Source organism: Lacticaseibacillus chiayiensis (genome assembly GCF_004123795.1).
Lineage (GTDB): Bacteria > Bacillota > Bacilli > Lactobacillales > Lactobacillaceae > Lacticaseibacillus > Lacticaseibacillus chiayiensis.
In genome coordinates this window covers 1-8,117 of record NZ_MSSM01000045.1, presented here as the reverse complement: position 1 = coordinate 8,117, position 8,117 = coordinate 1, and the positions used below count along the sequence as shown (strand labels likewise).

The 8,117-nt window shown below is 46.1% G+C and carries 6 protein-coding genes and 2 pseudogenes; 6 read left to right on the top strand and 2 right to left on the bottom strand.

Annotation, left to right across the window (positions count from 1 at the left end):
• Positions 1–545: pseudogene (locus BVJ53_RS13760) on the top strand (RNA-guided endonuclease TnpB family protein); the annotation flags it as partial.
• 219 nt (positions 546–764) lie between these two features.
• Here BVJ53_RS13760 and BVJ53_RS13755 read toward each other — a convergent pair.
• A complete protein-coding gene (locus BVJ53_RS13755; RefSeq protein ID WP_129302897.1) occupies positions 765–1,307 on the bottom strand; it encodes a sigma-70 family RNA polymerase sigma factor in 543 nt (180 codons plus the stop codon).
• Between the two features lie 535 nt (positions 1,308–1,842).
• Here BVJ53_RS13755 and BVJ53_RS13750 point away from each other — a divergent pair.
• The 4 genes and pseudogenes from BVJ53_RS13750 (at position 1,843) to BVJ53_RS13735 (ending at position 6,362) form a co-directional block, all read left to right on the top strand.
• Positions 1,843–2,862: pseudogene (locus BVJ53_RS13750) on the top strand (amino acid permease).
• Between the two features lie 228 nt (positions 2,863–3,090).
• Positions 3,091–4,299 carry a glycosyltransferase family 4 protein gene (locus tag BVJ53_RS13745; protein ID WP_129302896.1) on the top strand — a complete coding sequence of 403 codons (1,209 nt, stop codon included), beginning with the start codon at positions 3,091–3,093 and terminating at the stop codon, positions 4,297–4,299.
• Positions 4,300–4,301: 2 nt separating this feature from the next.
• Positions 4,302–5,330: a glycosyltransferase family 4 protein gene (locus tag BVJ53_RS13740; protein ID WP_129302895.1), complete on the top strand. Its 1,029-nt coding sequence runs from the start codon at positions 4,302–4,304 to the stop codon at positions 5,328–5,330.
• A gap of 12 nt (positions 5,331–5,342) precedes the next feature.
• Entirely contained in the window at positions 5,343–6,362 is a 1,020-nt protein-coding gene (locus BVJ53_RS13735; RefSeq protein WP_129302894.1) for a lysylphosphatidylglycerol synthase transmembrane domain-containing protein, read from the top strand.
• 135 nt (positions 6,363–6,497) lie between these two features.
• Here the strand turns inward: BVJ53_RS13735 and BVJ53_RS13730 are convergent, their stop codons facing one another.
• Positions 6,498–7,670, bottom strand: coding sequence for a pyridoxal phosphate-dependent aminotransferase (locus BVJ53_RS13730; protein ID WP_129302893.1), 1,173 nt, complete (start codon positions 7,668–7,670; stop codon positions 6,498–6,500).
• A 207-nt stretch (positions 7,671–7,877) separates the two neighbouring features.
• On the opposite strand from BVJ53_RS13730, the gene BVJ53_RS15400 reads away from it, so the two are divergent.
• Positions 7,878–8,117: helix-turn-helix domain-containing protein (locus tag BVJ53_RS15400; protein ID WP_158280587.1), on the top strand; the 240-nt coding region annotated here is incomplete at its 3' end.

Sequence of the window (8,117 nt, the reverse complement as noted above, 5' to 3'; positions counted from 1 at the left end):
AATCCGCGCCACTATCGAACGATTAAGGGACGACTGGCTAAGGCTCAACGTGTTTTGTCGCGCCGTGCCCGAAGGGCAAAGAAAGAGCATCGGCCGTTACGTAACAGTAAGAATTACCAAAAACAGCGCTTGGTAGTTGCTAAGATTCATGCACGGGTTCTAGATCGGCGTAAGAACTTCTTGCACAACGTCTCAACCACACTCATCAAGAACCACGATTTAGTGGTTGCAGAGGAATTGCGAAGTAAGAACTTACTAAAAAAAATCATGCTTTGGCAATGAGTATCGCAGACGTAGGCTGGCGTACCTTCTTAGGCATGCTAACTTACAAGGCTGACCTTTATGGTCGCCAGTTTGTAACGGTCAATCCTAGGAATACCACTCAAACCTGTCATCGTTGAGACTTCGTAATGGGAACCGAAGGCACTGATAAGCTGACGCTTGCTGATCGAGAATGGACGTGTCCTAAATGCCATACCCATCACGTTCGCGATCACAATGCCGCGCAGAACATACTGATCAAAGGGCTTGCTAAATTAGCCTGATTAGGCTCGTCCCTATGGCAACCTGGGGACTAATGCCACTCTCAGCATTGCGGAAATCTGCATATAAAAGTACCCCTCGAACTGAATATCAGCTTATAACTCGGTTTTCTAGCTAAATAAGTTCAAACCACGCGAAATTGCCTTACCGTGTCCGTCGTCAACGATCACGGTAAGGCAGTGGTGGTGTTTCAGCAATCCCGGGAATTTAGGGAGTTGTTGTTACTCGTCTTCCCGCGAGAACTTCAGAATCTTCGCGCGAGCGCGTTCCAACGCGCGTCGATAACGATTAAGCATGGGCTTCTTGGACGGATGTAGAATGGCCGCCTCAAACGCCTCATACTCTAAGGGTGACAAACTTTCCAGAAACTGCAAGAATTCGACGCGCATTAGTAGTCCGTCTTCAACTGAGCGAATTGCTAGGCGATCATGCAAAGACTCGAGTGATGTGTCGTTGACCGGAATAGCATTAGCGTCAATTCGCCGTTTATGTGCAAAATGTTTGCGCAACACCGAGCGCAGGTGGGATTTTAAAACCATCCGATAGTAGGGGCCAAATTGCGAACCGCTGCTGCCGTCATAGCGAACAACGGCTTTAAGCATCGCAATCCTGGCCTCCTGCATCCAGTCATCATATGAAAAGTCTCTGAGATGATAAGGCTTTAAAACCGTTAACACCAATGGCCGATACTGAGCGAACAGTTTACCAAACGCTGTCGAATCGTTTGCCGCTTCACGTATTAGTTCTATTTCTACTTGTTTCATATCGCCTCCTTGCCCGATTTACTAGTAACATCATTCTACAATAAAACGTTTGCAATTGAATAGCGAACAATTGTTCAGTTATAACCAATTAACTACCTGTATGCTCGTAAAAGAGAGAACAGATAGCTATTTTCGAAATGTAAAATTAATATCATTATTTTCTTATTTTTTCGCTAAAAAATGAGAACACGCGTATTTAATGCCGAATTGGTAACGTTTGTAAATGTGACCTTGCCAATTGAAGCTTCAGTAAAATTCCGCATTAACAATTGTCAAAGCAAAATCGGTATGTGAGAATGGATCGATTTTATTTTCCGTTTCAGATGAGGGGGAATGATTGATTTCCGTAAAGACCAGAAAAAACTTCAGATACTCGCCAACAGCCCCGTTGTTTTGTTTGCAGTGGTATCTTACGAGTAAGGTTATTTTACATAAAGCGATATCTGCGTTAAATTATTAAAGTCATTTTATAAGGAAGTTTCGCGTTATCACTTCAAAATTAAAGAATAAGAAAATTGGTCCGTGTCAGTTAGTGATGCTGGCATCTTGGATCGTTGATCGGTTCCAGTTGGCTGTTTGGATCGTGGGAAGCGGCTGAAGTTGCCGGCCCTGCGGCGATTTTTCCTGGATCATTGACGGTGTCATGATTGGGGTCATTGCCTATAACTAAGTCGAACTAGGGACCATGTTTCCTGAATCTGGCAGTATGAGCAAATTTGCTCGGTATTCGCATGGGTGCACTGGTTGGCTTGATTGCCTCGTGGGCCAACTGGATTTCGCTGGTCACTTTGCTGCTGATTGAAGCGGTGGCGGTGATTCAATATATGGCGTCGTGGCCATGGCGATGGGCCGGTTTTACACACGTTTTTTAAATGCTGGTAAGATCACGCGGGAAGGATTGCTAGTTATCTTTACATTTATCATTATTTTTACATTGTTCGACTACTGGTTGGTTACCCTGTTAACGCGATTCACCTGATTTATTTCGATTTTCCCGTCTTGGGGACCTTAGCCAGTGTCAATTCCACGGCGACGCTGATTGCTTACCTGACATGGCCGGTCACTGTTATATCGTTACGTGACATGGCACTAAAATTTAAGCGGCCGGTCAAGTCGGCCATACTGTGTTTCTTAGTACCCTTGACGTTTCTTTTGACTTCACTAGCAGCATATTGGGCAAAGTGGTCGAGCACGGTTGAAGTTATCGGGGGCATCTTCTTAGGCATCTCGCCATATTTATTTTATCAATGGCGTTCGGGCTGGCGTTCGACGCTGCAACAGGTGAAGACATTAGCATGGATGTTAGGTTATCTGGTCTTTCTTTCAGTTATTTCGTTAATTGGAAGTGCCGAGTTCAATGGGTTAAATTGGATTCACTATCCAGCGGACTTTGGCGTCATTATACTGGGAAGCAATTGTTTTCTATTTCTGAGGCATCAATAGTCACATGCCTTCCAAATATTTCCGTAAAGCGGCTCGGGTCCATGACAAGGTTAAAATGCCGCCATCTGATGACAACAAGCGCACTGAACAGCTGGCTGAAAAATATAATTGATTGAATGACCGATATTAAAAATGCTATGGCCAACTTATAAAAAAGATAGTTTATAAAAAGCTTAGCGCCACCAGTCCTCACAAAACAGCCAGGAAAACTTACGACTTTTGCCTGATGAGGTCAATTTGACGCCAAGGTAAGATAATTCTAAAGGTTTGTGAGAAAATTGCATTTAGCTAAGCCTATCTTTATACTTATACTAAACAAATGACGTCTGGAGGGGATCAGGTGAATATCGGGATTTTTACAGATAGCTACTTTCCGCAAGTCAGCGGTGTCGCGACGTCCATCAAGACCTTGAAGGACGATCTAGAACGCAAGGGTCATCAGGTTTATATTTTTACGACCACTGACCCGCATGTGCCAGAAGATGCTGTCGAGCCCAACTTATTCCGTTTTACAAGTGTGCCATTCGTGTCCTTTACCGATCGTCGAATTGCGGTCCGTGGGTTGTTTCACGCTTATGCCGTGGCTAAAGAATTGAACTTGGATATTGTCCACACGCAAACCGAGTTTTCAATGGGTTACATCGGCAAGTTTGTGGCTAAGCAACTTAAGATTCCCACCATCCATACTTATCACACAATGTATGAAGATTACCTGCACTATGTTCTAAATGGCCATCTGCTAAAACCATATCATGTGAAGCAGTTTACGCGTGCCTTTCTTTATCACGTCAGTGGTGTGATTGCGCCGTCTGAACGGGTTTATAGCACATTGCGGCGCTATGGCGTTAAAACGCAGATTAAGATCATTCCGACCGGGGTTGACTTAACCCAGTTTACCGAACAAAAAGATCCGCATCTTCGTGAAAAGTTGGGTCTTGCTAACGTCCCGGTACTGATTTCACTCAGTCGGGTTGCTTATGAGAAGCGGATCGATAAGGTGATCAGCGCGATGCCGGCGATTTTGGCGCAGATTCCTGATGCTGTTCTTTTAATTGTCGGTGACGGCCCGGCGCGAGAAGATTTGGAGACACAAGCAGCTGAGTTAGGAATTGCGGATCATGTGCGGTTTACCGGTGAAATCAATCATGACGATGTGGGTGATTATTACCGGGTTGGCGATGTTTTTGTGTCGGCAAGTGATTCGGAATCCCAAGGGTTAACCTACATTGAAGCCATGGCGGCAGATCGCAAGGTAGTGGCATTGTCAGGCGATTACACCGATCATTTACTTGATGATCCGGCACTTGGCACCACTTTTTCAACGAAAGCAGAAATGGTTCACCAAGTTGTGAATTATCTGCGGCATCCCAACGCTTATGACGATCCTAAACCAAGGACGGAAAAGTTGGCTGCTATTTCTGCGGATCGTTTCGGTGATCGCGTGCTTGATTTCTATCGTGATGTTATCAGTCATTATTCGCCTAACGAAACTGATGAATCTGCGCCATGGACCGATGAAAATACGAGTAAACGGACCATGAAAGGCTAGCTATGATCGTTATTAACATGTTTTCGTCTGCTAATAAAGTGGCGGGGCAAGGCGTGGGGGCAGTTTACACAGAATTGATGGGGCTGCTGAAGCACGATTTTGCCAATGAATTTCGAATCAATGTGAATCGCTATACGCGCAGCGACATAAGTCATTATCATACAATTGACCCTAGGTTTTACGCCTCGACCTTTTCCAAAAAAAGAGGTCGAAAAATTGGATTCGTTCATTTTGTTCCCAGCACGTTGGATGCAAGCTTAAAATTGCCGCGAATTGCGCGATGGACGCTTGACAAATATACGCTCGCCTTTTATAAGCGGATGGACGAATTGGTCGTGGTCAATCCCAATTTCATCCCGAAACTGGAAGCTTATGGCATTAGTCCCCAGAAAGTCACGTATATTCCGAACTTTGTTTCGCAACGGACGTTTCATCCGGTGTCGACTGAAAAAAGGCAGGCATTGCGGCACACGAATGGCTTTAAACCCAGCGATTTTGTGATTTTTGGTGCTGGTCAGGTGCAGGATCGGAAAGGCGTCGGTGACTTTATCAAACTAGCTCAACAGAATCCTGACTTCCGATTTGTGTGGGCGGGGGGATTTTCTTTTGGCCGGATCACTGAAGGCTATGAGCGGCTTAAGCAGGCAGTAGCGAATGCTCCGGCTAATCTGGACTTTACTGGGATTATGCCGCGGGAAACCATGATTGATTACTACAACATGGCTGACCTGTTTCTTTTGCCGTCTTTTGAAGAGCTGTTTCCAATGTCGGTGCTTGAGGCTTTTGCAACCGATACGCCGGTCATGGTACGTGATCTTGAGCTTTACCAGCAGATCATTACCCCTTATGCCATTACCGCGGTTGATGTCGATGATATGCAGGCGCGGATTCGTGCCTTAGCGGATGACCGGGAGCTTTTGGCAACTTATGCGGCTAAAAGTCATCAGGCGGCTCAAGTCTATGCGGAACGCCGTCTTGAAAAAATCTGGCACGATTTTTACGTGCAGCAAGCCGCGTTAGGGAAACAATAGCCGAGGAGTTATATGACACGGAAGAACAAACTCGCCGTCCTAATCATGGTTCTGATTGGCGCCGGCATTTTTATTTACGAAGCGCGTGATTTAAATGGTGCCAAACTGGTGCACGAGTTATTATCACTTGATCTAAAGTGGTTGCTGGTGGCCTTTTTGCTCATGTTTGGCTCATGGATCGTCGAAACGCTTGTCGTCCAGATTTTCATAAAAAACGGATCAGATAAACTGGATTTTAAAACGGCGTTGCGAGTCCCTCTTGTCGAGCAGCTGTTCAATGCGATTACGCCAATGGCTTCTGGCGGTCAGCCGGCTCAATTGTTTGCGTTAATGCAAAGCGGCGTTGAGGCCGGTCGTGCGAGTTCGGTGCTTTTGATGAAGTTTGTGGTATATCAATTTATGGTGCTGATCAATTTCATCTTGACGTTGATCATCGGATTTGATCAGGTTTCCAGGCATTTTGGCGCACTGGCTTTATTTATCGTCTTTGGTTTTGTCATTCATGTGATCGTGATTATCGGTTTATTAATGGTGATGTACTATTACAAATTTACTAAGCGGCTGGTTAGACTCATCATGGTGCCAGTTGGCTGGTTTGTGAAGCCGGAAAGAAAACTGGCGATGCAGAGCGATCTTGATCATAAAATCGACACATTTTATGCAGAAAGCCTGCATTTAAAGCGGGAAAAAGTGCGCGTGATTAAGGCTTGTTTACTGACGTTGGTGCAGCTATTGCTTTATTATGCGGTGCCGTATTTTGTTCTTCTGGCACTCGGGGTTGATCACGTCAGCATTGTTGAAGTCATTGTTCTGCACGTCATGATTGTCATGATCGTGAGCCTGTTCCCGATTCCCGGCGGTGCTGGCGGTGCCGAATACAGTTTCAAGACGCTGTTTGCGACGTATGTTGCCTCGCCGTCCAAGCTGGTGTTAGGGATGTTATTATGGCGTTTCTTAACTTATTATCTTGGCATGATTTGCGGCATCATTGCGATGACATTACCACCCAAGAAGTCGGATAAAGTCTCCTGAACATTAGGTGTTGCGCTGCGGTTTGCGCCCACCGATTTGGACAAATTAAAAGTGACGTTAGAGATCGCCTTAAGGTCAGGTTTCTAACGTCACTTTTTAAGTTGCTGTGCTCAGGGAGGCTATTTTTTGCAAAAATCAGTTAGCCCGGCTGGCAATGAAAGCGCGCAGTCGTTTGACGGCTTCTTTAAGATCGTCCATCGAGGCGGCATAACTGATCCGAATGTAGCCTTCACCGCCAGGACCGAATGCTGTTCCGGAAATCAAGGCTAATTTCTGTTCGTTGGCTAGCGCTCGGGCAAATTCACGAGAATGTAAATGAAGCCGTTCCGGAATTTTGGCGAAAAGGTAGAAAGCACCATCAGGGCGGGCGACTTCGAAGCCCATTTGAATGAGGGCCGCATAAACAAAATCGCGTCGCTCGAGATAAGCTGCCTTCATGACCTGGGCATCATCGGCACCATTCGTCAAGGCCTCGATACCGGCACGTTGCGCAATGGTGGTAGCGGCGGTGACAAGATACTGGTGCACTTTTTTTGCTTCAGCAATCAAGTGACGAGGACCCATCAGGAAACCGATGCGCCAGCCTGTCATAGCGTGGGATTTAGATAAGCCATTGACGACAAATGTCCGGTCGTACGCGTAATGCCCCATTGAAATATGGGTAGCGCCATAGGTCAACTCAGAATAAATTTCGTCACAGATAATAAAGAGATCGTGTGCTTCGGCGATCGAGGCGATGGCCTTAACTTCTGCAGCACGGTAGGTCACGCCGGTTGGATTGCTGGGGTAATTCAGGATAATGCCCTTAATTTTGGCATCAGGGTTGGCAGCAATGGTGGCCTCGATAAGCTCCGGTGTCAATACGAAATCAGTTTTGCTAGTGTCGATATAAATTGGGGTCACATGATTCAAGGTCAAAAGCGGGATGTAGCCAGGATAAATGGGGGAAGGAACCAGAATCGCGTCGCCAGGATTACTAATTGTGGTAATCGCCGTTGCCAAGGCTTCGGTTGCGCCCACGGTCACCAGGATTTCATCAGCTGCGTCATAATCCGTTCCATACTTAGTCCTGAAAAAATGCTGGGCCGCTGCCCGTAATTCAGGATCACCGACCATGCCGGTGTAATGCGAATAATTTTCCTGAATAGCTTTGATTCCTGCCTGTTTAACATGTTCTGGTGTGTTAAAATCAGGCTCGCCCAAAGTCAGTTTCAAAATGCCGGGAATTTGGCTGACGCTTTCGTCAAATTGTCGGATTTCACTGACCTCAATCGCCGGTAATTGTTCATTTAGTGGTTGCAATGTCATACGCGCGCTCCTTATATGTAGGTTGCAAATAGCATAGTCCATTTACCCGTCATCGCGCAACGTTGGCAAAGTGCATAAAACTGCCGGATTTAAAATCGAAGTGCAACACCGGTTGAAGTAGACCAATCCAATTAGATTGGTTTAACAAAACAGGCCATGAAGACCTATCCTTGAAGCGTCTAAAACTACAGGAAAGGTGATATCTTCATGACCCAAGACAAGTTTAACAGCACTCGACATTACACTCAACTCACCGCTGAAGACCGCGGCGTTATTGAGGGGCTTCATCACACGAAAGGCTTCTCCATTAGAAAGATTGCTGCTCGTCTCCATCGGGCGCCGAGCACTATCAGTCGGGAACTCAATCGCGGTAAGACCCGTCAGCTGAGGTCAAACTACTTGTCTTACGAAGCCATTACGCTGATACCGCACAGATTCTACACGAGC